Source organism: Brevibacterium epidermidis NBRC 14811 (assembly GCF_001570805.1).
Taxonomy (GTDB): Bacteria; Actinomycetota; Actinomycetes; order Actinomycetales; family Brevibacteriaceae; genus Brevibacterium; species Brevibacterium epidermidis.
In genome coordinates, this window is the sequence record NZ_BCSJ01000002.1 from 83,911 (window position 1) to 108,007 (window position 24,097).

General features: G+C 64.3%; 21 protein-coding genes, 1 pseudogene and 1 riboswitch. Of the genes and pseudogenes, 16 read left to right on the forward strand and 6 right to left on the reverse strand.

Features of this window, described 5'->3' with window-relative positions; all coding sequences use genetic code 11:
* Window positions 1-44: 44 nt before the first annotated feature.
* Complete coding sequence (locus tag BEP01S_RS01145) at window positions 45-1,328, reverse strand: glycine cleavage T C-terminal barrel domain-containing protein (RefSeq protein ID WP_244882011.1); 1,284 nt, start codon at window positions 1,326-1,328, stop codon at window positions 45-47.
* 165 nt (window positions 1,329-1,493) lie between these two features.
* Between BEP01S_RS01145 and BEP01S_RS01150 the strand changes: the two genes are divergently transcribed.
* Complete coding sequence (locus BEP01S_RS01150) at window positions 1,494-2,354, forward strand: methylenetetrahydrofolate reductase (protein ID WP_062239604.1); 861 nt, start codon at window positions 1,494-1,496, stop codon at window positions 2,352-2,354.
* 30 nt (window positions 2,355-2,384) lie between these two features.
* Here the strand turns inward: BEP01S_RS01150 and BEP01S_RS01155 are convergent, their stop codons facing one another.
* Entirely contained in the window at window positions 2,385-3,134 is a 750-nt protein-coding gene (locus BEP01S_RS01155) for an IclR family transcriptional regulator (RefSeq protein WP_062239608.1), read from the reverse strand.
* 118 nt (window positions 3,135-3,252) lie between these two features.
* On the opposite strand from BEP01S_RS01155, the gene BEP01S_RS01160 reads away from it, so the two are divergent.
* Window positions 3,253-4,029, forward strand: a complete 777-nt coding sequence (locus BEP01S_RS01160; protein ID WP_062239610.1) for an IclR family transcriptional regulator — start codon at window positions 3,253-3,255, stop codon at window positions 4,027-4,029.
* 74 nt (window positions 4,030-4,103) lie between these two features.
* Here BEP01S_RS01160 and BEP01S_RS01165 read toward each other — a convergent pair whose 3' ends face one another.
* Window positions 4,104-4,697: a short chain dehydrogenase gene (locus tag BEP01S_RS01165; RefSeq protein WP_062239613.1), complete on the reverse strand. Its 594-nt coding sequence runs from the start codon at window positions 4,695-4,697 to the stop codon at window positions 4,104-4,106.
* 167 nt (window positions 4,698-4,864) lie between these two features.
* Here BEP01S_RS01165 and BEP01S_RS01170 point away from each other — a divergent pair, with 167 nt between their 5' ends.
* The 6 genes from BEP01S_RS01170 to BEP01S_RS01195 all read left to right on the forward strand — a co-directional run bounded on the left by BEP01S_RS01170 (window position 4,865) and on the right by BEP01S_RS01195 (window position 11,237).
* Window positions 4,865-5,743, forward strand: a complete 879-nt coding sequence (locus BEP01S_RS01170; protein ID WP_062239615.1) for a LysR family transcriptional regulator — start codon at window positions 4,865-4,867, stop codon at window positions 5,741-5,743.
* A 184-nt stretch (window positions 5,744-5,927) separates the two neighbouring features.
* Complete coding sequence (locus tag BEP01S_RS01175) at window positions 5,928-8,441, forward strand: GcvT family protein (protein ID WP_062239618.1); 2,514 nt, start codon at window positions 5,928-5,930, stop codon at window positions 8,439-8,441.
* A gap of 1 nt (window position 8,442) precedes the next feature.
* Complete coding sequence (locus BEP01S_RS01180; protein ID WP_062239621.1) at window positions 8,443-9,219, forward strand: electron transfer flavoprotein subunit beta/FixA family protein; 777 nt, start codon at window positions 8,443-8,445, stop codon at window positions 9,217-9,219.
* Window positions 9,216-10,214 (forward strand): electron transfer flavoprotein subunit alpha/FixB family protein, encoded by a 999-nt coding sequence (locus tag BEP01S_RS01185; protein WP_062239623.1) that lies wholly within the window; start codon window positions 9,216-9,218, stop codon window positions 10,212-10,214. Before BEP01S_RS01180 ends, BEP01S_RS01185 begins: the two co-directional genes overlap by 4 nt.
* Window positions 10,215-10,298: 84 nt before the next feature.
* Window positions 10,299-10,721 carry an acyl-CoA thioesterase gene (locus tag BEP01S_RS01190; protein WP_241897010.1) on the forward strand — a complete coding sequence of 141 codons (423 nt, stop codon included), beginning with the start codon at window positions 10,299-10,301 and terminating at the stop codon, window positions 10,719-10,721.
* Between the two features lie 108 nt (window positions 10,722-10,829).
* A complete protein-coding gene (locus BEP01S_RS01195) occupies window positions 10,830-11,237 on the forward strand; it encodes a VOC family protein (RefSeq protein ID WP_062239626.1) in 408 nt (135 codons plus the stop codon).
* Window positions 11,238-11,300: 63 nt separating this feature from the next.
* On the opposite strand, the gene BEP01S_RS01200 is transcribed toward BEP01S_RS01195, so the two are convergent.
* Window positions 11,301-12,377 (reverse strand): IS110 family RNA-guided transposase, encoded by a 1,077-nt coding sequence (locus tag BEP01S_RS01200; protein ID WP_062239628.1) that lies wholly within the window; start codon window positions 12,375-12,377, stop codon window positions 11,301-11,303.
* 600 nt (window positions 12,378-12,977) lie between these two features.
* Between BEP01S_RS01200 and BEP01S_RS01205 the strand changes: the two genes are divergently transcribed.
* The 8 genes and pseudogenes from BEP01S_RS01205 (at window position 12,978) to BEP01S_RS01240 (ending at window position 20,882) form a co-directional block, all read left to right on the forward strand.
* Entirely contained in the window at window positions 12,978-13,673 is a 696-nt protein-coding gene (locus tag BEP01S_RS01205; RefSeq protein WP_157929846.1) for an HAD domain-containing protein, read from the forward strand.
* Window positions 13,670-14,470: a glutamate racemase gene (locus BEP01S_RS01210; RefSeq protein WP_062239630.1), complete on the forward strand. Its 801-nt coding sequence runs from the start codon at window positions 13,670-13,672 to the stop codon at window positions 14,468-14,470. The genes BEP01S_RS01205 and BEP01S_RS01210 overlap by 4 nt, the downstream gene beginning before the upstream one ends.
* A 96-nt stretch (window positions 14,471-14,566) precedes the next feature.
* On the forward strand, window positions 14,567-15,613 hold the full coding sequence (locus BEP01S_RS01215; RefSeq protein WP_082819241.1) for a slipin family protein: 1,047 nt from the start codon (window positions 14,567-14,569) through the stop codon (window positions 15,611-15,613).
* Between the two features lie 100 nt (window positions 15,614-15,713).
* Complete coding sequence (locus tag BEP01S_RS01220) at window positions 15,714-16,310, forward strand: HdeD family acid-resistance protein (protein ID WP_062239632.1); 597 nt, start codon at window positions 15,714-15,716, stop codon at window positions 16,308-16,310.
* Between the two features lie 356 nt (window positions 16,311-16,666).
* Window positions 16,667-18,169, forward strand: a complete 1,503-nt coding sequence (locus tag BEP01S_RS01225; RefSeq protein ID WP_062239634.1) for an inorganic phosphate transporter — start codon at window positions 16,667-16,669, stop codon at window positions 18,167-18,169.
* Between the two features lie 527 nt (window positions 18,170-18,696).
* A pseudogene (gene erm / locus BEP01S_RS01230) lies at window positions 18,697-19,455 on the forward strand (23S ribosomal RNA methyltransferase Erm); the annotation flags it as partial.
* 523 nt (window positions 19,456-19,978) lie between these two features.
* Window positions 19,979-20,188 (forward strand): hypothetical protein, encoded by a 210-nt coding sequence (locus BEP01S_RS01235; RefSeq protein WP_062239635.1) that lies wholly within the window; start codon window positions 19,979-19,981, stop codon window positions 20,186-20,188.
* Between the two features lie 74 nt (window positions 20,189-20,262).
* A riboswitch (SAM riboswitch) is annotated at window positions 20,263-20,373 on the forward strand.
* A gap of 32 nt (window positions 20,374-20,405) precedes the next feature.
* Window positions 20,406-20,882 carry a hypothetical protein gene (locus tag BEP01S_RS01240; protein ID WP_062239637.1) on the forward strand — a complete coding sequence of 159 codons (477 nt, stop codon included), beginning with the start codon at window positions 20,406-20,408 and terminating at the stop codon, window positions 20,880-20,882.
* A 48-nt stretch (window positions 20,883-20,930) separates the two neighbouring features.
* On the opposite strand, the gene BEP01S_RS01245 is transcribed toward BEP01S_RS01240, so the two are convergent.
* Both BEP01S_RS01245 and BEP01S_RS01250 read right to left on the reverse strand, forming a co-directional pair.
* Window positions 20,931-23,309 carry a variant leucine-rich repeat-containing protein gene (locus BEP01S_RS01245; RefSeq protein WP_062239639.1) on the reverse strand — a complete coding sequence of 793 codons (2,379 nt, stop codon included), beginning with the start codon at window positions 23,307-23,309 and terminating at the stop codon, window positions 20,931-20,933.
* Between the two features lie 45 nt (window positions 23,310-23,354).
* Window positions 23,355-24,017 (reverse strand): metal-dependent transcriptional regulator, encoded by a 663-nt coding sequence (locus BEP01S_RS01250; RefSeq protein ID WP_039211431.1) that lies wholly within the window; start codon window positions 24,015-24,017, stop codon window positions 23,355-23,357.
* Window positions 24,018-24,097: the final 80 nt, after the last annotated feature.

The following is a 24,097-nucleotide window of genomic DNA, read 5'->3' on the forward strand; positions in this document are numbered from 1 at the left end:
TGCGCAACGGCGACCGCGCTCGGCTTCGGGGAGCGGGAGTCGGCTCAGACGGCGGCGTCGAGGCCGCGCATCTTCAGGCGCTCACGCTGGTTGGGGTTCACGCTCGGGCGGAACGGCATCTCGACCACCTCGGCGCGAACCGGGACTCCGGGAGTATCGGCGAACGGTTCCGGCAGATGCACCCAGTATTCGGCGCCGAGCTCGGTTCCTGAGACCGGCACATGGGCCATGGCGATATTCGCTTCGAGCTCCGGCGAATACCACGGTGAGGTCACGTATCCGACCGCCTCGCCATCAGCCGTGGCGGAGACGAGCCAGAAGTCCGGCGCGTAGTCGGTGATCGGCTTGCCGCCGACCAGCAGACCCACCAGCTGCGTGCGATAGGGCGGCGTTCCGGCTTCGATCAGCCCGCGCACCTCCTCGAGCTTGGCCTTGCCGATATAGTCGGCCTCCTTCTTCCGCGGCACCTGGTAGGACAGGTTGACCTGGAACGGGAGAGTCTCGAAGTCCATGTCCTGACCCCACGAGAGGATACCGGCGGCGATCCTGCGGTGGTGGCTGGGAGCGACGACCTTGAGGTTGTACGGGGCTCCGGCTTCCAGCACGGCGTTCCACATATCCTCGGCGTACTTCGTCGCATCCTTGAGGTAGATCTCGTAGCCCTTCTCACCGGTGAATCCGGTCTGGGAGATGATGACGTCGCGGCCGCCGACCTGGGCTTCCATGAGTCCGTAGCTCGGCAGTGTGCGTCCCTCCTCTCCGACGAGATCGGCGATGACGTCGACTGACTTCGGGCCCTGGACCTGCACGGGCGAGACGTCGATCTCGGCGATCGTGACGTCGAACCGACCGCCGACGTTGACTCCCTGCAGCCAGAGCATGAGGTCGGTGTCGGAGAGGCTGAACCAGAACTCGTCGATGCCGACCCGCAGGAGGATCGGATCGTTGAGGATGCCTCCGGCTTCGTTGCACAGGATGACGTAGCGGGCGCGCATCACTGGGATCTTCGTTGCGTCACGGGTGATGACGAAGTTGACGAACGCCTCGGCGTCGGGACCCTTGACCTGGATCTGCCGTTCGACGGCGACGTTCCACAAGGTCACATCGTTGACGAGGGACTGGTACTCGGCCATCATCCCGCCCTCGTCGCGGGGGATGTAGCCACGCGGGTGGTACATCCGGTTGTAGATCGACGCCCGCCAGCATCCCTGCTGCATGGACAGTTCCCAGTAAGGGGACTTGCGAACTCGGGTGTCGATGAGCATTTCGACCGGGGTCGGGCCGGACTGACGTAGGTTGATCGGGACTTGCCTGTCACTTTGGTCCACTGTGGGGACATTGTTGTCCATGGTGTTCCCCCTGCTCGCACAGTTTTATATTATGGAACTCGATTCCCATATCATGGGTATAATGAGTGTAGGATCGAAGGCAACGGGACGCAAGGGACTCGCGCTTGCGAGTTTCATGAATCGACCTCCGAGAAGGAGACGAGGATGTCACAGTCAACGCTGCGCAGGCTGTTGAGCACCGCCCGCTACGAGGTTCTGCCCACGGCCGGAATCGTCGAGCGCGTCGAAGAGTACGTGGCTCCCGGCCGCGAGATCACGGTGACCGCGTCGACGGGGCTGACACTTGAGGCGACGCTGTCCACGGCCGAGCAGCTCCAAGCCCTGGGATTCCGTGCCGTGCCTCACCTGGCCGCGCGGATGATCCACGGCAGACCCGAGCTCACGGAGATCGTCGATCGCCTCGCCGAGGCGGCTGTGGACCGGATCTTCGTCCCCGCGGGGGACGCCACTCCCCCGGCCGGCGGGTACGTCGGTGCGCACGACCTCCTCGTCGATCTTTCGAGCATGGCCGCACCGTTCCAACACATCGGGGTCAGCGCCTATCCGGAATCGCACCCGATCATCCCCGATGATGTGACCGTTCAGGCCATGTGGGACAAACGCGACTACGCCACACACCTGGTGTCGAACCTGTGCTTCGACCCGGCCGCCGTCGCCTCGTGGGTGGCCAGGGTGCGAGCGCGCGGGATCGAACTGCCGCTGGTCCTCGGCATCGCTGGGAAGGTGGAGCTGGCGAAGCTCGCCCGGGTCGCCACGAAGATCGGAGTGGGCGAGTCCACGCGATTCCTGCGTAAGAACACAGCGACGTTCACGCGGATGGCCAAGCCCGGCGGCTACAACCCGCGGAAGTTCCTCGACAAGGTCGGCCCGGTTCTCGACGACCCGAATATGGGCGTCGCCGGTCTGCACATCTATACGTTCAATCAGATCAAGGACACCGAGGTCTGGCGCCGTAAGCAGCTCGCGGCTCTCGGTGGCGCCGAAGAGGTCTCGACTGCGTGGTGAGCCTTCCTCCCCGGTCGGCGAATGTTCTGCCTACCGGTGGGTGACCTTGCGCTTGAGAGTGCGAGAGAGCAGACCGGCTTCGTCGACGAGCAGTTCGCCGAGGCGGTCGTGGTGTTCGGCGATGCGCATCGTCGGTCCGGAGATTCCCACAGCGGCGACGACGTCTCCGTCGATGCCGAACACCGGTGCGGCCAGTGCGTCAAGGCCGATCTCGAACTCTTCGTGGACGATGGCGAATCCGCGGTTGCGCACCGTCTCGAGGTCGTCGGTGAGCTCCTTGCGTGAGCCCAGGGTCTTCTCTGTGCGGCGCTCCAGCCGACCCGTCGGCAGCGGGATCACGTCGTAGGCGAACATGACCTTGCCCAGCGCCGAGCAGTGCGGCGGCACTTCGACATCGGCCCAGTTCGTGGCACCGAGGACGAAGGTCGAATCGACCTGAGCGACCTGGACGACACCTTTGGGTCCCGGCATGGCGAGGTTGACGGTCTCACCGGTCTCCTCGCTGAGACGCTGCAGGGTCGGATCTGCCGCGGAGACGAGGTTCTCGACCCGGTCGAAGCGGGAAGCGTAGGTCGCGAACAGCGATCCACCGCGGTAGAGGCCGTCGCCGTCACGTTCGACCAGACCGTTGCGTTCGAGGGCGGAGAGCAGGCGGGAGACAGTCGAGCGAGCCAATGCGGTCTCTTCGACCACTTCGGTGTAGGAGATCGGGTCGTCGGACCTCACGACCAACGACAGAATCTCTGCCGCCCTGTCGATCGACTGGGTCCCATTGCTCATCGTGCTCAGCTCCGTCGGGGAAAGTGAGTCAGCGGATTCGAGGCCCGCCGACCGCACTCACCCTACCGCACACCCTCAGACCCTGGCCGGGTTGCGGCATGTGCGTTACAGTTTCGAAATGAGCAACAAGGAAGCGGGCTCGGGCGGCGTCCAATCAGTGGATCGGGCCGTGACGATCCTCGAGATCATCGCCCGCACCGGGCTCGCCGGGATCACCGAGATCGCCGGTGAACTCGGGGTGCACAAATCGACGGCTTCGCGCATCGTCTCCACCCTCGAGGCCCGTGGACTCGTCGAACAGGATCACCACCGCGGCAGATACCGCTTGGGACTGTCCATTCTCCGTCTCGCCGGAGCGACGACCGCACGCCTCGACATCGTCCAGGAGGCCCGCCCGATCACCAAGATGCTCGCCGAGGCGACCGGAGAGACGATCAATGTCGCCGTCCTCTCCGACGGCGCCGCCCTCTACCTCGATCAGGCTTCGTCGACGTCCTCGGTGCAGAGCCACAACTGGGTCGGTCAGCGCATTCCCCTGCATGCGACTTCCAACGGCAAGGTTCTGCTCTCCGGTCTGAGCGAGGCCGGCATCCGGGAGGCTCTGGGCGCGAAGCTGACCCGCTATACCCCGCATACGGTGACCTCGGTTCCGCAGCTGCTCACTCAGGTCGCCGAGGTGGCCGCCACCGGATTCTCTCTCGTCATCGATGAGCTCGAGGTCGGGCTGACCGCGGTGTCCGCGCCCGTGCGCAATGCTCACGGAGATGTCATCGCTTCGATCTCGGCGTCGGGACCGAGCTTCCGATTCACCGCGGACAAGGTCACGTCCGCCAAAGATCTGCTCACTCAGGCCGCTGCCGACATCTCCGCCCGCCTCGGCTGGCGCGAGCACTGAACCACCGCGAACACTGAGCCACGCGAAACCGGCACTGACGCGCTGACGTCGGACCCGCCTCGGCGAGGGTGAAGTCAGTCGAGAACGTACGTGGTGCCGTTGTCGATGCTCTCGACTGCACGACGAAAGAGATTGCCCACGGCTTCGTCCGAGGCCGGCGGGAATCCGGGGAAGAAGTCGTGGAAGTGCGTGGCGGTCTCGAGGACGGTCGGGCTGGCGACGTTGATGCGGATGCCACGCGGCATCTCACCGGCAGCGGCCATGACGAATGATTCGATGGCTCCGCTGGCCATCGCGGCAGCTGAACCTGTGGGGATGGCCGCGCGAGCCGTCACACCTGTCGTCAGGGTGATCGATCCGCCGTCCCTGACATGGGACAGGCCGATGCGCACGAGGTCGAGCTGGGCGAGCGTCTTGCCGTAGAAGCCGGATTCGAAGTCCTCGCGGGTCAGTTCGGTGACCGGTTTGAATGGGACGTGTCCGGCCGTGCAGATGATGGCATCGACATCGCCGACCTCGGTGAACAGCTTCTCGATCGTCGCCGGGTCGTCGAGGTCGACCGATGGGGTCGTGCTGCGTCCGACCTGGATGAGTTCGTGCTTGCCTTCGAGCGCGCGGACCGCCGCGGTTCCGACGTGTCCATTGGCTCCGATGATGAGTACCTTCATGACGTCTCCTCGTCTCGTTGGTGTGCTCGTCTGTGGCGAGCCTAGGACGATTCGGGGGCCAAGAGAAATACCTTCGTGCAGGCATTCATACACGGGGCGCATGAAGCGGCTGCCTGCCTTCCCGAGGGACTCTGGAGAATCGTGATCGGCCGCTATACGCTGAGCGCATGAGTGTTGAGCTGCGCCATCTCCGCGCCCTGGTCGCCATCGACCAGACCGAGTCCTTCACGGACGCCGCGGCACTGCTCGGCACGACTCAGCCGACTCTGTCACGGACCATTTCACAGCTCGAAGACCTCGTGGGCACGACGCTCGTCGAACGAACCACCCGCAGCGTCATGCTCACGGAACGCGGCATGGAGTTCGCCCTTGAATCCGCCTCCCTCGTCGGCCGACTCGACCGGCTGCTCGAACGCTTCGGCGACGACCGGGAACCCCTCCGCCTCGGATGGGCGTGGGCGGGACTCGGCAAACACACGCACGGCCTCATCAGGGAATGGCAGACCTCTTCGCAGACACCGATCGACGCGAGTCGACCCGACGACTTGGACGCCGCACTGGCCAAGGCCGATATCGACATCGCGATAGTGAAGCGGGCCGCCGGTGAGCCGCCGGCGCCCGAGGGGCGAGAGTGCCGACAGCTGTTCCGCGAGTCCCTCGTCGCCGCGGTCTCCACGTCCAACCCGCTCGCCGCGAGTCCGGAGGTGAGCCTCGATCAGATCGCCCACAGCACGGTGGCCCTGTGCTCTGTCTCGCCGACGGCGAGTCTGCGGCTCTGGGACGACCGCCCCGTCGCACCTCGCCCGCTGATGGCGGGCAATACGGACGAGTGGCTGATGGACGTCGTCCTCGACAAAGCCGTCGGAGTCACTTCGGCGGCGACCTCATTCACTCATTCGCATCCCGAGGTGGTCTATCGCGAGATCGTCGATTCGCCCGAGGTCGACGTCACGATCGAATGGAATTCGCACGGCGCCCACTCGGCCTGCCCTCGATTCGCCGAGTTCGCACAGCAGTACTTCCGCAGTCTCGCCGGTCAGCCCTGAAGCCGCGCTCAACGCGATCGCTCAACTCGACGAAGACTGCGAAGAAGACGGCGCAGACAACCTCTTGACACACCCTTCCTCGGCGCGGGACGATCATCCTACACAGTTCCACATAGCGCATCCCGTTGCATAGTTCGCAACAATGCCGGTGAAGGCGAAGATGCCTTCAGAGAGGAGCCAGCTCATGGCTTCCGTCCCCGCCCAGGCCAGTGTCGTCGTTGTCGGCGCAGGCATCGTCGGCAACAGTCTCGTCCATCACCTCGCCGAGCTCGGCTGGACGGATATCGTCCAAGTCGACAAGGGTCCGCTGCCGAATCCGGGCGGCTCGACCGGCCACGCTTCGAACTTCATCTTCCCCGTCGACCACTCGCGGGAGATCACGGACCTCACCCTCGACAGCGTGCGCCAGTACAAGGAACTCGGCGTCTTTACCGAATCCGGCGGCTTCGAAGTCGCCCGCACCGAAGAGCGCATGGAGGAACTGCGACGACGCATGGCCTCGGCACGCGCATGGGGCATCGAATCCTCCCTCGTCACTCCCGCCGAGGTGGGCGAGAAGGTTCCGTTCCTCGACCCCGAGGTCATCCTCGGCGCGTTCTGGACCCCGACGGTCGGAGTCGTCGACTCCGTGCGGGCGGGCACGATGATGCGCGAGTCCGCCGAAGCCAAGGGAGCGCTCACGGTCTCGCCGAACACCGAGGTGACCGGCATCGATGTCGAAGACGGGCAGATCGTGGCCGTGCACACGACGAAGGGTGAGATCGCGACGAACCGGATACTCATCGCCTGCGGTGTATGGTCCCCACGCATCGCCGCCATGGCCGGTGCCGCGATCCCGCTGACTCCGGCGGTCCACCAGATGATCAGCGTCGGACCCGTCCCGCAGCTGGCCGAACGCCCCGGCGAGATCTCGTATCCGATCGTGCGGGACATGGACACCTTCTGCTACGAACGTCAGCACGGATCCGATATGGAGATCGGCTCCTATGCCCACCGGCCGATCCTCCACGACCCCGATGAGATCCCCTCGATCGAGGCGGCGAAGCTCTCGCCCACGGAGATGCCGTTCACGGACGAGGACTTCGATCCGCAGCTCGAACAGGCCGTCGAACTCATGCCCGAGGTGCTGTCGAATCCGGACGTCGAGATCCGCTACGCCATCAACGGTCTGCTCTCGCTGACCCCGGACGGGGCGCCCATCCTCGGTGAATCGCCCCAGGTCAAGGGCCTGTGGTCGGCAGCGGCCGTGTGGGTGAAGGAAGGGCCGGGAGTCGGTCGGGCGGTGGCCGAGTGGATGACGAACGGACTGCCGGAGATCGACGTCCAAGGCGCCGACATCGCTCGCTTCCACTCCCACCAGCGCACCCGCGCCCATGTGAAGGCGCGCACCTCCGAAGCCTTCAACAAGACCTATGGGATCGTCCATCCCGGCGAGCAGTGGAGCAGCGATCGCGACGTCCGCCGGTCGCCGATGTGGCAGCGTGAGGCCGATCTCGGAGCCGTGTTCTTCGAAGCCGGCGGGTGGGAGCGGCCGCAGTGGTTCGAGTCGAATGCCGGTCTGCTCGAGGAGTTCGGCGACGCGGTGATGGACCGCAGCAACGAATGGGATTCCCGCTGGTGGTCGCCGATCATCAACGCCGAACATCTGGCGATGCGGCAGCGAGCCGGACTCGTCGATCTCTCGAGCTTCGTCATCTTCGACGTATTCGGCCCCGCCGCCCTCGACGCGGTCCAAGCAATCGCGTTGGCGCAGATGGACGTCACCATCGGCCGGGTCATCTACACCCCGATCCTCGATGAGAACGGCGGGTTCCGTTCGGACCTGACGATCATGCGGCTGGCGCACGACCGCTTCCGCGTCGTCACAGGTGCCGCCCACGGAATGGTCGACGTGAAATGGTTCGCCGACCGACTGCCCGATACGGGTGCTCAGATCGCCGACCTCACGAGTTCGTGGACGACGATCGGGCTGTGGGGACCGCGAGCCCGCGACATCCTCGGCGAGCTCACCAGTGCCGATGTCTCCCACGAGGGGTTCAAGTTCGGGACGGCGCGGACGATCGAGATCGGTTCGCTCGAGGTTCTCGCCTCCCGCATCTCCTACGTCGGCGACCTCGGTTGGGAGCTCTACGTTCCGATGGAATCGGGGCTGAAACTCTGGGACGCGCTCATGGAAGCCGGCCACGAGCACGACCTGATCCCCGTCGGCCTCGGCGTCTACGGCACCACCGGTCGGATCGAGAAGGGCTACCGCGCGTTCGGGGCCGAGCTCGATTCCGAACGCAGCGTCATCGAGGTCGGGATGGCCCGACCGAAGGTGAAGTCCCAGGACTTCATCGGCAAGTCCGCACATCTGCGCCACCGTGAGGAAGAGCCGAAGACGGTGCTGTGCTCACTCACCGTCGACGACCACACGAATGCGAGCGGAGAGAAACGGTACATGCTCGGCGGGGAACCCATCGTCTCTGCCGACGGCCAGCCGCTGGTCGACGGGCACGGTCGCCCCGCCTATGTCACCTCGGCGGGATCTGCTCCGAGCCTGGGCAAGCATGTGCTCATGGCGTTCCTCCCACCCGCCGAGGCGGTGCTGGGCAACCGACTGCAGGTCGTATACATGGAGGAGTTCTACCCCGTCACGGTCGCGTCGATCGATTCGACGCCGCTGTTCGACCCCGACAACGAATGCATCAGGAGATGAGATGAACATCCTCGTCTGCATCAAACGCGTCCCCGATATCGCGGGTTCCGTCACGCTCGACGACACCGGCGCCGGGATCGACGAATCCGGACTCGGCCACACCATGTCCTCGCATGAGGAGTGCGCCGTCGAGCTCGCGATCCAGACCGCAGCCGCGACCGGTGGGACGGTCACGGTGCTCACTCTCGGCCCCGCCGAGGCGGTCGAGCAGCTGAGAGCGGCAGTGGCTGTGGGTGCGAACGACGGCATCCTCGTCGAGGCGGCCGACCCGTCCGTGTTCGCACCCGAGGACATTGCGCAGGTCATCGGCGATGTCATCCGTGATCGCGCCGAGGCGGGGCAGACCTTCGACCTCGTCCTCACCGGTGACGATGCCGCCGACACCGGCGATTTCCAGGTCGGGATCCGCCTGGCCTATGACCTCGAGTATCCAGTGCTCACGAACATTCAGACGATCAGTGCTTCCGGTGGCGATGCCATCGAGGCTCGCGGGATCGGACCGGCGGGAACGGAGATCTTCTCGCTCGACCTGCCCGCCGTCGTCGCCGTCCACGAGGGCGGGGTCGATCCGCGCTATCCCTCGATCACCGGGCGGATGAAGGCGAAGAAGGCCCCGATCGTCGAATACGACGCCCCCGAACCCGGAACGGGCAGCCCCCGTATCCGGCTCGAACTGCCTGAGGTGAAGGCGAGTTCGGTGACCATCCTCGGCGAGGGCCCCGAAGCGGCTCCCGCCCTGGTCGATGTGCTCGAAGAGATCGGAGTGATCCGGCCATGACTATCGTCTTCGTCGAAACCGACCCGGCAGGCGAGGTCACGCTCACCTCCGCCGAAGCCATCACCTTCGCCCGCACCCAATTACTACCTGACGGCGGCGCAGCAACCTCGCGCGAGGTATCTGGGCCGCCGTCAGGTAGTCCTGAAGCGGTGGTGATCGGGGAACTCAGCGACGCGGCAGTCGAGGAGCTGGGGCGGCTCGGGGTCAGTATCAGTCACCATCTCGAGCATCCGGATCTCGCGGAGTACTCAGCGGCGGCCTGGGCGCAGGCGATCGTCGACGTCACCCCGGAAGCCGGCACGCTGCTGGCCTCGGGAACCCCGCGCGGAATGGAGCTCATGGCCCATGCCGCGGTCCGCACGGGCGCACGCATGGCGGCCAACGTCGTCGCCGCTGACGAGGAGGGTCTGCTGCGGCAGGTCCACGGCGGCACCGCCTTCGAACGCCTCAGCCTCGACGGGGATCTGCAGGTGCTCACGATCGCCGGCCACGCCTGCACTCCCGAAGAGACGACCCCGACCACCCCCGAGATCTATGACTACGACCTCACCGTCGCCGAGGCAGACCTGACCACCCGTGTCCAACGCACCGAGGCCGAGGCCGCCGATGATGCGTCCGGACTGACCTCGGCCAGGGCCGTGGTCGGTGCCGGGCGCGGAGTCGGTTCGGAGAACGGTTTCTCCGAGGTCCTCGAACTCGTCGATCACCTCGGCGGGGCTTTGGGAGTCTCCCGAGTTGTCACGGGACTGGGTTGGCGGCCGCACGCCGAGCAGGTCGGCCAGACCGGCAGCCGCATCTCCCCCGACGTCTACATCGCCTGCGGGATCTCCGGAGCAATCCAGCACATGGCCGGAATCGAGGGCGCGAAGACGCTCGTGGCCATCAACACCGACGAGGAATCCACGATGGTCCAACGTGCCGATTACGCGATCATCGGCGACCTCCACGAGGTGGTCGGAGCCGTCAACGAGGAGATCGCGCGACGTCGCGGTTGACTCCCCGAGGCTGAGTCTCGACCCCTCTCTGCCCAAGATTTCCGTTGCCGGACGCCACCTGGTTAACTGTAGAACGATCGTTCAGTGACCAATCAGCTTCCGGAGGCAATCGTGGCGACATTCGAATACACACCCGAGGTGCGCTGGTCGGACCAGGACATGCTCGGACACGTCAACAATGCCCGGCTCATCACCCTCGTCGAAGAGTGCCGCATCCGGTGGATGACCGAGATCAAAGCAGCGCACATCACCGGCGGCGGTCTGCTCGTCGCCCGTCAGGCCATCGACTACCTCGTGCCCGTCATGTACGGCCCGACGCTGACGATGACTGTGACGATGTCGAAGATCGGCAACTCGTCGTTCACGGTCAACACCCGCGGTGACCAGGACGGACGGAAGGTCTTCGACCACGAATGCGTGCTTGTCCACATCGACCGCGAGACCGCGAAGCCGGCCCCGCTGACACCACATCTGCGCTCCGCGTTCGAGCCCTACCTGCAGGACTGAAGTTCAGCGCCCGCCCGCTCCCTGGGCACTAAACGCTCCACTCCCCGGGCGGCAAGGATGGCCGATTCGTTCAAGCCGGCGCGGCGCGGATCCGCATAGCCTGAAGGCATGAAACTCGACGCGATCTCCATCATCACCTCGGACATGCCCGCTGCGATCACCTTCTACTCCGCGCTCGGCCTCGAGCTCGCCGACGGCGGCCCGGATGCCGCGCACACCGAGTTCACCTCGGGGTCCCTGCGCATCCTCCTCGACACCGAGGCGGTCATACTCGGCATCGATCCCGAATGGACCTGGCCGACGGGCGGACACAAGATGTCCTTGGCCTTCGACTGCGCCATCGCCGAGGCGGTCGATGAGACATTCGCCCAGCTCACCGGGCCCGGCACCGAGGGAGGCGACCCGGTGGCCGGAATCGTCCACGAACCGTGGGACGCGTTCTGGGGTCAGCGCTACGCCGTGGTCTCCGACCCCGACGGCAACAAGGTCGACCTCTTCGCCGCCCTCAACTCCTAATTACTACCTGACGGCGGCCCAGCAACCTTGCGCGAGGTATCAGGGCCGATCCTTCTATGTCTGTCAAGCCGGCGCGGGACTAGTTTCTAGCCCGTTGAGAATCCTGAAGACCCGACGCGCTAGATACCATTTGAGCTTGCGTTTGAGCTCCCTCTTCGACTTCTTCGTCGGGTCCTCACCAAAGCGCTGGGCAACATAATCCCTGGTCCTCTCATCGTGGATCATCCGGTTCGTGATCACCGTGTGCAAAGCCCGGTTCAACTGTCGATCCCCACCCCGATTCAACCGATGCCGGTGCGTGTTACCCGACGACGCAGGGATCGGGTTGACCCCCGCCAAAGCTGCGAACGCAGCCTCGTTCCGTACCCGACCGGGATGGGACCACGCGGTGAAGCACACAGCAGCACTGAACGGACCGATCCCGGGCTCGGCCAGCAAGACCGCGGCCGGGCTGGCTTCAACGAGCTCGGCGAGCCTGTCATGGTTGTCCTGCAGATCGTCATTCAAAGCCAGGACCCGTTTGGCCAGACGGATCGCTTCATCACGGGCGGTGGACACATCAATGTCCTCATTGCGGGCCCGCCATTTCGCGATCTCTGTGACCTGGTCATCAGTCAATGACTGACGGGCATCGATGCCCAGATCGATGGTGCGCACCAGAGCTGTCAGGGAGTTGATCATCCGAGTCCGTTCCGTGGTCATCGCGTCCCGGGCTGCCAGCAGGACACGCAGTGCCTGCCGGACACCCGCGCCTTGTCGCGGCCACCGCAGCTGGTCAGTGCGCAACGCCAACACGGATGCCGCGATCCGGTAGGAGTCGAGCTCGTCGCTCTTGCCCACACCGAACCTGGCCTTGGCATCCATCCGCCCGGCTTCGACGACCGAGTATCCGGCCGCGGCGATGTGCCCGGTCAGCACCGCCCCGTAGGATGCGGTTCCTTCCACAACCCAGAGGGTGTCGAGGTCACCGCTGGTGCGCCTACCAGCCCAGTTCAGAGCCCGTTTGATCCCGGCCCGCGACGTCGGGAAACTGCGGGTAGCGACGAGGAGACCGGTGTTGGTGATGATCGTGTAGACGTGGTTTCTGGCGTGGGTATCGACGCCGATGAAGAAGTTGTATAAGTGCGCGACAATGGACATGGCGGTTCGAAGCTTCCTGTTTGACCGATAGGTTGACCGGCCGCTTGCGGCCGGTACCGGTCCGGGTAGGAGTCACTTCGGAACAACACTGTGATGAGTCACGCCCCCGGTTTTCCGGGGGTGGACAGCCTTCTGATCAAGTTACCGAGGTGGGCCGGGCTGGTGCCGGCCGCACCACCCATGTGATCGGACAAATCGGCCCGAAGACACCACCAAAGAGGGGTGGGTCACCGCCGGGTTGAGTCACGATCACGGGATGGGTACGGCCAACACCTACTCTGCCAGCCGGTCCCAGACCAGCCACTACCAAGACTCACAGCCGTCGGGTAGTCCGGGGAGGGACGGAATTTCGGGACGAACGCGGGCCCACCATCGGGGTGGGCCGCCTCGGCGAGGGAATGCGCCTTGTCGGGAACCGAGATCCACAGGCTTACCCGCAGACGCGGGATGCGGGTTTCTCGATACATGAACTCGGCCTCTTGACGCTCTCGGCGGTAAACTCAACTGTGTTCATCTGGTGCGGACGGCGCGATCTGCCCCCAGAATAACGCGTGGACGGCCCCGTACGAGGCCGATCGCCTGAGCTCATGGGAAGGAACGATGGCTGCAGCATCCGCAGCGCCGGTGTCGGCGCGCAGGCAGGCTCGCCATGTCACTGTCTTCCTCGATGTCGACGGTGTCCTCAACTCCTACCCGGTCCCCAAACTGCGCAGCATGGCCGAGGGACGGAAGAAGCTGCACGCGTGGCACTACGAACTCCACTACCGGCCCGCCGTCGTCGAATTCTTCGACCGCATCGTCGAGACCCATGAGGTCGACGTCGTGTGGCTGTCGACCTGGTCGCAGCGATGCAAGTCCGAACTCGAACCGAAGTTCGGTCTGCGCAACTCCTTCGACGTCATCGAAATGCCCGATGAGACCCACAATCGCTACGCTCACGACCCGCGGCAGTGGTGGAAGGCCCGTGCCATGGAGGACTGGCTGGCCACGCACGAACACGGGCGCGCGATCTGGATCGACGACGATCTGGCCTGGCCGGCCACCCGCGAGTACTTCCTTGAGAACTATTCGCCGAACCGCCTCAAACTCATCGCCCCGGACTTCGCCCACGGCCTGACGAAGGCCCATCTCAAGGAGATCCGGGAGTTCGCCTACCCGAAGGCCAGCGCTGCGAAGACTGGCGATTCGAAGCCCGTTGCCTCGAAGTCCGGCAACCCGAAAACGGGCGATGCGACGACCGGCAATTCAGCGACTTCCGAGAAGAAGACGACAACCGACACGAAGGGGACTTCATGACGCGCATCGGCCTGCTCGATTCCGGACTCGGACTCCTCGGCACCGCCGACGCGCTGTTCAACCTCGCCCCCGACGCGGACCTCGTCCTCGCAATGGACCCGGACTTCACCCCGTACGGCAGCCTGAGCACCGACACCCTCGAACAGCGGGCCCTGCACTCAGCCGGGGTGCTCGCCGAATGGGAACCCGACGCCATCGTCATCGCCTGCAACACCGCCTCGGTGCAGGCGCTCGAAGCCGTCCGTGCCCGCTACGAACCCGATATCCCCGTCATCGGCACCGTCCCGGCGGTGAAGATGGCCGCCGGCACCGGCCAGGATTTCGCTATCTGGGCGACGCCCGCGACCACGGGCAGCGAGTATCAGCAGAACCTCATCGACTCCTTCGCCGCAGACCTGCACGTGGCCAAGGTCGCCTGCCCCGGACTGGCCGAAGCCATCAACGCCGCTGACTTGGACAAGATCGACACCGCCATCGAGGATGCCTTCACCCAGATGGGGCCCGGAATGGAGACCGTTGTGCTCGGCTGCACCCACTATGGGCTCGTCGCCGACCGCATCATGGCTGCCCGGGCCGGAGCCCTCACTGTATTCGACTCCCCCATGCCCGTGGCCAAACAGACGCTGCGTCGCATCGGCCTCGAACCCGCCGGAGTCGGTGAGGATCAGACCGGCACCGGACGCGTGCTCGCGACCTTCGCCTCCGGCCGACGCGTCAGCCTCCCCCGGGCCCTGGCCGCCTACCCAGCTGGCAAACGAATGCTGGCCCGAGAAGCCAGAGAGTCCCGAGAGGCCTGAGCCCACCCCCTCAGCGTTCCCTCTGAGCCGGGTCTTTCCCCGCCGTTCAGGCGTAGAATGGGCTAGACAGTCAGTCGTCAAAGGAGGCGATTCGACATGTTGGCGCTCAGTATCCTCGCCGCACTTGTCGCACTCGGAGCAATCACGCTGGGAAACAGCCTGAAGATCGTCAAGCAGTATGAGCGTGGGGTGGTCTTCCGCCTCGGCAGGGTGAATTCCGAGCCCCGTCCACCCGGAATGACCGCGATCGTCCCCTTCGTCGACAAGCTCGAGAAGGTCAACCTCCAGATCGTGACCATGCCCATCCCTGCACAGGAGGGCATCACCCGGGACAACGTCACCGTCCGCGTCGACGCTGTCATCTATTTCAAGGTCGTCGACCCGCGCAAGGCCGTCATCGACGTCGAGGACTACCAGCTCGCCGTCGGCCAGGTCGCCCAGACCTCGCTGCGGTCGATCATCGGTCAGAGCGAACTCGATGATCTGCTCACCAACCGCGAACGCCTTAACCAGGGCCTGGCGATCATGATCGATAGTCCCGCCGTCGACTGGGGCATCCACATCGACCGCGTCGAGATCAAGGACGTGGCACTGCCGGAGACGATGAAGCGCTCGATGTCGCGCCAGGCCGAAGCCGAACGCGAACGTCGATCCCGCGTCATCATCGCCGATGGTGAGCTGCAGGCTTCGAACAAGCTTGCCCAGGCGTCAGAGGCCATGGCCCACACCCCGTCCGCCCTGCAGCTGCGCCTGCTGCAGACCATCGTCGAGGTAGCCGCGGAACGGAACTCGACCCTGGTCCTGCCCTTCCCCGTCGAGCTGCTGCGCTTCCTCGAAGGCAACACCCCGACCGCTGTTCCCACCACCGAGGCGGGGCCGAAGTCGACCACGGACGCAGAGTCCAAACCCACCACGGACACTCCCGCCGAGGCGGCCGACCGGTCCGAATCGGACACGACGCCGAAGGTACCGGCCGACCTCGACGCCATCGTCCAAGCGATGTCCGAATCGCTCAAGCTCACCGGGCTGATGCCAGAGCAGGAGCGCGTCACCTCGGACATGCCGGAACAGGAGCGGACCACATCGGATTCGGACGCACGGTCCGACGCAACCGAACAGGAGGAGCACTTCGGTCACGCCTGAACCGCCCCTCTCCAACCATCGCCCGACCTAGCCTTACCCGGCCACGGACCCTTCCCGCAGTCTTCAGCGTCCGTCCAAACCGGAGGACTAGGCTGGGCGCATGGACCTCAATCGCACTGGAAGAACAGTCATCGTCAACGGCGTCATCGCCCTCGTGATGGGTGCGCTGATGATGGTCTGGCCAGGCACCTCCGCCGAGGTGGTGGTGCGGATCTTCGCCTGCTGGCTCGCCGTCATCGCCATCTCCTCCCTCGTGTTCGCACCGAAGGGAGGCCGCACCGGCAGCATGGTCACGCGTGCGGTTCTGCTCATCCTCCTCGGTGTGCTCATCTTCTTCACCCCTATGCTCTTCGCGTCCATGGTCACGGTGCTGACCGGGTTCGCGATCATCTTCTTCAGCTTCCTCGCCCTCACCGTGTCCTTCTTCATCCGTCGGATGGGTGTGAGGTCGTGGTGGGTGCTCACCGTCATCGGAGTGCTCGGCATCATCCTTGGCGGCTTCTTCCTATTCGCTCCGGGCGCCGGGGTGACCGCGCTGATCTTCACCCTCGCCGGGTTCATCATCATCGTCGGCATCGCTCTCATCGCTCTCGGCCGTCGCCTGCGCAGGGTCGACCGGCAGATGAAGTCGGACCCGCATCGCAATGGTCCCGACGATGGCGGCGGCGATGTCATCCGCGGGGAGATCATCGACTGATTCCGGCCGCCTCAGCGAGCTTTTCGCACTTCGATCGAGCCCGGATCCGCAGATAAGCGGATCCGGGCTCTTTCATGCGCTCATTTCGGGCCGAAGTGGTCATTGTCACAACACGAATTTCCGTCCTCGGCGCCCCCGTATTCACCCTCCACCGAAACCCGGCCGACATAGCACCTGACCTGGAACATTGCGTGAACGGAAGGCAAAAAGTACCGACTGTGCATGAGCATTTCGTGAGCCTCGGAATCGGAGTTAACCGTCCATTCACCTTCCCCGTAACCTGGCGGTCATTCGGCCTGCGAATCATAGAGGCAGACAGACACTGCCACATCGACTGAAACTCGCTAGGAGAACGAATGACCCAGGTTCTGGCACCGGAGCGCCACACTCCACCGCCTGCCGTCGGCCGCAGCAACGACCGCCTCTGGCATCTGGCCTTCGGTGGCCTGCTGGCGATCACCCTCATCGCCTTCACCCTGTGGTCCTTCGACTTCGTGGGCCGCGACGCACCCCGCATGGTGCTCATCACCACGGTCATCTTCGGCGCCTTCATGGCCTTCAACATCGGCGGCAATGACGTCGCCAACGCCTTCGGCACCTCCGTCGGCGCCGGCACCCTGACGATGAAGCAGGCACTGCTCATCGCCGCAGTCTTCGAGGTCAGCGGCGCCCTGCTCGCCGGCGGTGACGTCACCGACACGATCAAGAGCGGAATCGTCGACCTCAGCGGGGTGGCGATCAACCCGATGGACTTCGCGTTCATCATGATGGCGGCCCTCCTCGGCGCCGCAGTGTGGCTGCTCGTAGCAACTCGGATGGGCTGGCCGGTGTCGACGACGCACGCCATCATCGGCGGCATCATCGGTGCCTCGCTGACGATCGGCTTCGTCACCGGCACCGGCGGATTCGCCATGGTGCAGTGGTCCGAGGTCGGTCAGATCGCGATCTCCTGGGTCCTATCTCCCGCTCTCGGCGGACTCGCCGCGTTCATCATCTACGGACTGATCAAGAAGTACGTGCTCGGCAAGTCGCTGTCGCACACGCTGAAGCCGCACATGCTCGCCCCGGTCTCCGCGGCCGAGGGATCCGTCGACGCACAGATCGACGCCGCCACCGAGGATGACCCCACCGACGGCGGATCGATCGGCACCCATTCGGCCCTGCAGCGGTGGGTTCCCCTCATCGCCGCCGCAGGTGCGGTCATCATCACCGCGATGCTGCTGTTCAAGGGCCTGAAGAACCTCGACATGAGCGTGTCCACCGTCGGCGGCCTGCTCATCATGGCGATGATCGGCGCGGCCGTGTGGCTGGCTGTGTTCGTCTTCGCGAAGACCCTGCGCAAGCAGACGGTTCCCCGTGCGACGTACATCCTGTTCTCCTGGATGCAGGTGTTCACCGCCTCCGCATTCGCCTTCAGCCACGGTTCGAACGACATCGCCAACGCTGTCGGCCCCTTCGCCGCCGTCCTCGATGTGCTCCGCACCGGCAACATGCACGGCGAGGCGACCGTGCCGTTTGCGGCCATGCTCACCTGCGGTATCGCCCTCATCGTCGGTCTCTGGTTCATCGGCCGCAAGGTCATCGCGACCGTCGGCACGAACCTCACCGAGATCCACCCAGCCTCCGGATTCGCCGCCGAGCTCGCTGCCGCAGGAATCGTCATGGCCGCCTCGGTGAGTGGTCTGCCGGTGTCGTCGACGCACATCCTCATCGGTGCGATCATCGGTGTCGGCCTGGTCAACCGCTCGGCGAACTGGAAGCTCATGAAGCCGATCGCGCTGGCGTGGATCATCACCCTCCCGGCCGCCGCGGTCATCGGTTCGATCGGCGTCATCGCCCTGCGCACCCTGATGGGCTGACCCGCTGACGCGAACGCTCCGCTAGCGTTCGCCGGACCACGTTCGAGACATCTCGTCAAACGGATCCGACCTTCCGCCCCGTCGACTTCCCCACGAAGTCGGCGGGGCGTTTTTCATCCGAACCCTGGTGCCGGCAAAGACCCCTGTGCTATCTTGTTCGGCATGGGAACATTGAACAGCAGCGCAGTGACTGCGCCTTGCTTCTTTATTCGTCACCGCAGCGCCTGACAGCGCGCCTGACGAATTCTTCTGCGATCGGATGACCGACGACGGTCATCCTGATCACCTCTGCAAGCGCGTTGTCCTCCCGGAGAGCCCTCGGCATCCGGGCGATGCGGCAATCGGCTGATCCCTTTCCGATTCCCTGACCACTTCGATCACAACGGTCGAGACGGTCATCGCGAATCGATCTGACTCACCATCATTGCGCTGCCTCGGGTGCCTCCAACTTCTTTTTGGAGCACATCCCATTGCGACCCCGAAACTCACGAAGCCGTTCGACACATCCGCGTTCGACATCACGGTCGATGCACGGCGGGCGGCATGAACTCGGCCAGAACTTTCTGCGCTCATCCACCATCATCGACACGATTGCGAGCCTGGCTCGTTCCACCTCCGGACCGATCATGGAGATCGGTCCCGGCGACGGAGCAGTCACCGCCGAGCTCTACCGGCTCGGGCGAGAGCTCACACTCGTCGAACTCGACGAAACGAGGTTGGATCACCTTGAAGACACGTACCCGCGGGCAGAGGTCCGGCACGCCGACATCCTGACCACCCGGCTCGACCGGCCGGTCATCGTCGGCAATCTGCCGTTCCACCTCACCACTCCCATCCTCCGCAAACTGCTGCGTTCCGGACGCTGGCAGCGGGCGATTCTGCTCACCCAATGGGAGGTGGCCCGCAAACGCGCAGGAATCGGCGGGTCGACCATGATGACCGCGCAATGGGCGCCGTGGTTCGACTTCCGTCTCGTCACCCGCGTCCCTGCCGATGCGTTCACCCCGAAACCCAGCGTCGATGGCGGCATCCTCACCATCGATCGCTGCACCACCGGATCGATCCCGGTTCGTTCTCGATCCGATTATCAACAGTTCGTCCGTTCGGTCTTCACCGGTCGCGGGCGAGGAATGAAAGGAATCCTCTCGAAGATGAGCATCACCGATCACCGCACTCTGCAATCGACCATGGACCGCAACGACATCAGAGGAGACACCTTGCCCAAAGACCTCACCCCAGACCAGTGGACCGGACTGTTCACCGAACTGACCACCGAAACCGAGCAGAAGAACTCCGGCAACCACAAGACCGCGAAGACCACGACACAACCGAAGAATGCGAAGAAGGGACAGACCATGCGAAACAGCAAAGCACCCCAACAGAATCCCGTCACCGAGGCGGCCCCGGAGAAGCCATTGATCACCGGGGAGATGCCCATCGTCGGCGCCCAAAAGGCGACCGAGAAGCTCCAGGCTTCCATCCCGGGTGCCGGTCCCAAGGCGAAGAGCCATGACAAGGGCCATCTGCAGGCCGAACGCGGTTTCATGAATCAGCATCAGAAACCGCAGCAGCCCCAGCCGAGGTGGAACCTGCCGCGCAGGTGAAATTGAACCTGCCGCGGAGGTAAGTCGTCCAGTGCTCCGGTCCGACGTTTCCCCGTCGGACCGGGGCACTGTCCGGCCCGTGCGATGCCGGGCTACCGGCGGCTCCGTCATCTTCTCCGGAAGTTCATCTTCACCGTCTGCCGGCGCTCGTAGACTGAAAACAGCACGTCCACGTACCGCGCATTCGGTCGAGAGGGCAGCCGGAATGGACAAAGAACACGGCACTCACATCGGACGCTTCATCAACGGATGGTGTCCCGGCTGCGAGGAGAGCAGCAGCCTGACACCGGGTCGACTAGACACCGACGAAACCATCGAGTTCCGCACCTGCGTCGACTGCGGAGAAACCGTCGAGGACCACGACCCCCGCTTCTGGTCATCCGCAGCCGACGCCGATAAAGAAGGACTCGTCTAGATTCTTCCGCGACTGACCCGCAGAAATCGGCAGCACACGGGTCATGTCAGACCCTCCGTCTACACTGAAATCACGTTCGCGAGCTGTGGCCATCGGTACCTGGCCGGCCACACGGCAACCCGTCATCGACCGGGTGCCCCAGGGGAAGAACGGGCCCGTGCCGACCGCTCGGGCAAGCTTCGATCAGGGCCGATGCGCCCGAGAAGGACGGTTCGCCATGTCCGCAGACTTCTACGACTTTGACGAAAAGCGCCGCAGGGCCGCTGAACAGTGGCCAGGCTTCGACCCCGCAGAGGCACTGCACTGGTCGAAGGTCCTCCTCCGCCATTCCCCCGACCCGCAGCGAGCCGGAATCAAAGCTCAGATGAGCGAGGCGATCAACCGCGGCATTCCTGTCGCCGGACCCGATTGGGTGCGCACCGCCGACTCCGCACGCGCAGACGGCTTCAACCCGGTGCTCTTTCAAGCACTCCACGAAAGCCTTCACACCATTTCGAAAGAGTCGTTCCGATCCCACCCGGGACACCGCCAGGTGACATTCAAGACCTACCTGCCCGGCACCCCGTATGAATCCGAACTCTGGAGCGATTGGCCGAAGATCTTCCTCACCGATGGATTCGATGCGCGAACGGCCACGACACTGACTCTGCTGCGCGCGGAACCGAAGTTTCCGCGCCCGCACACCAACGGTTGAGGTGAGACCACCCGACCGCGCCCAACCCAACCGGCACGGCCTGTCGGATCAGCCGAACTGCCGACCCGCCTCGTAGACGTTGAGGCTGCCGTCCGGGGTCCCACTGAGGAGCAGGTAGAAGTAATACTGATCGCCGCTTCCCGTCTCCGGCGTCGTCACGCCGCAGACCGTGTCACCTGCCCGGATCTCGTCCCGAGCCGACAGATACGACATCGACTTGCCGTTCGTGAAATAGTATTCGCCACCACTGAAGTCACCATCTTCATAGGGCTGAATGAGCTCACAGTGGTCGACCTTCACGCCTTTGGGGAAATGCTCGGATCGGACCGTCGGCGGGTTCGACGTCTGACCGTCACCGAGGATGTCATCGAGCGATGACATCATTTCGGGGGTCGCCGAACGTTTCGCTTCTGTGTCGTTTCCGGCGGCGACCGCCTCGGCGAACTTCTGCACCTGCTCTACATCCGGCGTACGAACGTCGCCGGAGGGCACGTGGTAGACGGTGTCCTGATGAGCGAAGGACTTCCCATCCCAGCGGTAGAGGACATCGGCACTCGCGGACTTCTTGCATGCAGTACATCCATCGTCCCCGTAGACACCGATGCCGCCGACGCTGATCCCCAGATACTGCCCCATCGGGCTGACCGCATTGAAGTACGGTTTGGGCACATACCCGGAGATATCGGCCGAGTCGCCACGATCGTCGGCATGGTCCCAGAGCTCAATGGAGTCGAGCAGATTGAGATCCTGATCGTAGATCCCGATCGACGGGTAGGTGTAGGAGCCGCCACCGTTGCAGCTGAATTCGACGGCGGTCACGGCCTTGTCGCCCATACGAGACGTCGTGAAACCTACCATCGAGATACCGGAATAGCGGCCGTCGTCGGAGCTGGCCTCACCGTCGGTGAATTCCACCTCGTGCTCGGGCTTCGGATCCAGTGGGCCGTCAGCATAGTAGTCGTCATAGGCGAGACCGAATTCCACGCAGGCCGGCGGCGCCGACAGCTTCTCGTTCAGGAATGCGTCTCGGCCGGGAAACTTAGCAATTGCGCCCCCATCGGAGCCGCCGTTATAGCCAGGGTCGGCCTTGACAGTGTCGACGTCGCTCGAATCGGTGAAGTCGAAGACCTCGAGAACACCGTCGGACATGACCATCAGATGCGAACCGGAGACAGTGAAACTGTCGAGTTCGACGTCGACGCGCCACAGCTCCTGACCGGAGTCAACGGCGAGACCGTGCACACCGACATCGTCGGCGATGACGAGCACATCGTCCTCAATCGTCCAGTTCGGTCGCAGCCGAGGCTCGCCGAGGCCGGATGCTGTCGCCGCCTTCTCACCCAGTTCGGACTTCCACAGCACCGAGTCGGAATCGAATGCGACGACCACCTGACCGTCCGAGACCACCCACGGTCCGTCCTCGCCCGCACCGACCTTCCGCACTGTCGCATCGGTATCGACGGTGACGTCGGAATACTTGCTGCCGGACGGTGAGCTGAGACTTCCGTCGTCATTGACGGTGATCGGCACGGCCTCCGAAGCCGGGTCCTCCACCTCGGCGTCTGTGTCGCCATTCTCCGTGTTATCAGACGATCCGCCTGACTTCGAACCCTTCGCGTCGTCACCCGGGCTGAGGGTGACTTCTCCGTCCTTCAACCGAATTGTGCGATCCCCGCAGGTCAAAGAGTCTGCCGTCCACTGGCAGTCCACTGGAGTGCCCTCAAGCTTCGGACCGGACTTCTTCGAATCATCATCGGCAGAATCATCCGCTCCACCGTCATCGATGACGTCTTCGGGTTCCGGTTCCTTCACACCGGTGTGCGGGACCGGGGCCATCCACATCGGCTGCAGAGTCTCCTCGTGGAGGGCCATGATCACCGACTGTCGAGGACCGACGACGTTGACGAGCTGCTGGTCAGCATCGGCGTCATCGCCTGGCTGCAACCGAGTCAGCTGCGCATTGCGGCCGACGTCGGCGAGGTCGACGGCGACCTTCTGATTGGGCGCTTTGTCGAAGTCAGAGCCAGAAAAGAATCGTGCGCCGAAGAATCCGCCGGCCACAGCGAGGACGAGGACAAGTCCCGCGCCGATTCCCAACATCCATTTCCGATTGCTGCGACTCCCCGTCTGCGGCGAAGGCGAAGCACCCGCCTGTGCAGCAGATCCATAGTTGTAGGTGGGGTATTGTGCTGGGTTCTGATACTGGCCCGAAGTCCAGCCTCGTCGAGCGAGCGCTTCCTGGACTGCCGGATCCTGATGAGTGGCAAGCCAGTCGAGCAGATCCGGATAGGCATTCGGATGGGCAGCGATGTCAGCGAGCAGGTCGGGTCGGGTCGCCGCGATCCTCTGCAGATCAGAGCCGGAAGCATCAGCTGAGCGAACGATGTCGAGGTCGGGGTCATTCCCGGGACCGAAGCTCTTTCCCATACAACAGATGTTATCAACGGAATCAGTCGGGAATCCCGCTTCGGATCAACCGGCTGTGCGCAGATACACGGCCACGGCGAGCGCGGCAGCGATCGTCTCCCGCTTCCCTCCGATGTCCACGGTCACCGCGTCATCGGTGCGGTCAACGACGTCGAGTGCGACGTCGGGAAGCACCCCCGCCTCGGCGAGCTTGCCCAAGATCTGCGGATCGGCGTCGGAGACCCTCAGCACCGCATAGGACCCGGCGGCCGCCTCGGCGAGGAGGGTCGGAGTATGGGAATCGACGGCACCGTCGGCACCCGGGATGGGATCGCCGTGCGGGTCGGACGTCGGGTGGCCGAGGAACGCGTCGATGCGGTCGATGAGCCGATCGGAGGCGGCATGCTCGAGGATCTCGGCCTCGTCGTGGACCTCGTCCCAGCCGTAGCCGAGCGACTTCACGAGAAACGTCTCGATGAGCCGGTGCCGGCGCACCATCGACAGGGCGATCGCCTTGCCCTCCTCGGTGAGCACCGGCGGGCGGTAGGGCACGCGAGTGATGAGGCCGAGCTCGTCGAGCCGTTTGAGCACCTCGGTGACATTGGCCTTCGTCGTTCCGAATCGGTTCGCAAGCTCGGTGGCCGTCATCGGGTCCCCGCCCCATTCCTGGGCCGACCAGATGGCCTTGAGGTAGTCCTGACTGACCTCGGAGACTTCACCTGCACGCATGCGCCCAGTATTCCATGGACGCGTCGCACCGGCTCCGGCACTTCACCCGAAGTGAGCGATCGGGCACAGATGTTCCCAAA

What these genes read in the sequence shown, in the direction of transcription:
- BEP01S_RS01165 (WP_062239613.1), bottom strand. Translation starts at nt 4,697, where the DNA reads ATGAAGGTACTCATCATCGGAGCCAATGGACACGTCGGAACCGCGGCG.
- BEP01S_RS01225 (WP_062239634.1), top strand. Translation starts at nt 16,667, where the DNA reads ATGACCCAGGTTCTGGCACCGGAGCGCCACACTCCACCGCCTGCCGTC.
- BEP01S_RS01235 (WP_062239635.1), top strand. Translation starts at nt 19,979, where the DNA reads ATGGACAAAGAACACGGCACTCACATCGGACGCTTCATCAACGGATGG.
- BEP01S_RS01170 (WP_062239615.1), top strand. Translation starts at nt 4,865, where the DNA reads ATGAGTGTTGAGCTGCGCCATCTCCGCGCCCTGGTCGCCATCGACCAG.
- BEP01S_RS01210 (WP_062239630.1), top strand. Translation starts at nt 13,670, where the DNA reads ATGACGCGCATCGGCCTGCTCGATTCCGGACTCGGACTCCTCGGCACC.
- BEP01S_RS01195 (WP_062239626.1), top strand. Translation starts at nt 10,830, where the DNA reads ATGAAACTCGACGCGATCTCCATCATCACCTCGGACATGCCCGCTGCG.
- BEP01S_RS01185 (WP_062239623.1), top strand. Translation starts at nt 9,216, where the DNA reads ATGACTATCGTCTTCGTCGAAACCGACCCGGCAGGCGAGGTCACGCTC.
- BEP01S_RS01160 (WP_062239610.1), top strand. Translation starts at nt 3,253, where the DNA reads ATGAGCAACAAGGAAGCGGGCTCGGGCGGCGTCCAATCAGTGGATCGG.
- BEP01S_RS01220 (WP_062239632.1), top strand. Translation starts at nt 15,714, where the DNA reads ATGGACCTCAATCGCACTGGAAGAACAGTCATCGTCAACGGCGTCATC.
- BEP01S_RS01215 (WP_082819241.1), top strand. Translation starts at nt 14,567, where the DNA reads ATGTTGGCGCTCAGTATCCTCGCCGCACTTGTCGCACTCGGAGCAATC.
- BEP01S_RS01250 (WP_039211431.1), bottom strand. Translation starts at nt 24,017, where the DNA reads ATGCGTGCAGGTGAAGTCTCCGAGGTCAGTCAGGACTACCTCAAGGCC.
- BEP01S_RS01200 (WP_062239628.1), bottom strand. Translation starts at nt 12,377, where the DNA reads ATGTCCATTGTCGCGCACTTATACAACTTCTTCATCGGCGTCGATACC.
- BEP01S_RS01155 (WP_062239608.1), bottom strand. Translation starts at nt 3,134, where the DNA reads ATGAGCAATGGGACCCAGTCGATCGACAGGGCGGCAGAGATTCTGTCG.
- BEP01S_RS01150 (WP_062239604.1), top strand. Translation starts at nt 1,494, where the DNA reads ATGTCACAGTCAACGCTGCGCAGGCTGTTGAGCACCGCCCGCTACGAG.
- BEP01S_RS01240 (WP_062239637.1), top strand. Translation starts at nt 20,406, where the DNA reads ATGTCCGCAGACTTCTACGACTTTGACGAAAAGCGCCGCAGGGCCGCT.
- BEP01S_RS01245 (WP_062239639.1), bottom strand. Translation starts at nt 23,309, where the DNA reads ATGGGAAAGAGCTTCGGTCCCGGGAATGACCCCGACCTCGACATCGTT.
- BEP01S_RS01205 (WP_157929846.1), top strand. Translation starts at nt 12,978, where the DNA reads ATGGCTGCAGCATCCGCAGCGCCGGTGTCGGCGCGCAGGCAGGCTCGC.
- BEP01S_RS01180 (WP_062239621.1), top strand. Translation starts at nt 8,443, where the DNA reads ATGAACATCCTCGTCTGCATCAAACGCGTCCCCGATATCGCGGGTTCC.
- BEP01S_RS01175 (WP_062239618.1), top strand. Translation starts at nt 5,928, where the DNA reads ATGGCTTCCGTCCCCGCCCAGGCCAGTGTCGTCGTTGTCGGCGCAGGC.